Raw genomic sequence first — 337 nt, 5'->3', positions numbered from 1 at the left:
CCTTAAGGGGGCCGGCTATTATGCGGAATACCGTACCGATGATGCGCGACTAACTTTGGAGGTCATAAAAACCAGCCTAACATATGGGGCTATCGCCCTAAACTATGCCGAGGTACGCCAGTTTGATTATAAAAATGGAAAGGTAAATGGTGTAAGGGTAACGGATCATTTGGGGGGAAGTGGGTTTACCATACAATCCAAATACGTGGTGAGCGCCGCTGGGCCATGGGTAGATGAGGTAAGAGCACTGGATGATGAGATAAAAGGGAAGCGGCTACACCTTACTAAAGGGGTGCACCTAGTATTTCCTTATAGTAAGCTGCCTCTAAAACAATCA

General features: G+C 46.9%; 1 protein-coding gene. It reads left to right on the top strand.

Translation table 11 applies throughout. From position 1 onward, the window contains the following. The coding region (locus tag F1E73_RS17490; RefSeq protein ID WP_150452713.1) for an FAD-dependent oxidoreductase at positions 1-337 on the top strand (337 nt) is incomplete at both ends.

This window comes from Arenibacter lacus (assembly GCF_008711145.1).
Lineage (GTDB): Bacteria > Bacteroidota > Bacteroidia > Flavobacteriales > Flavobacteriaceae > Arenibacter > Arenibacter amylolyticus.
Note: the sequence above shows the minus strand (reverse complement) of the source record. Positions and strands in the feature narration are given on the sequence as shown.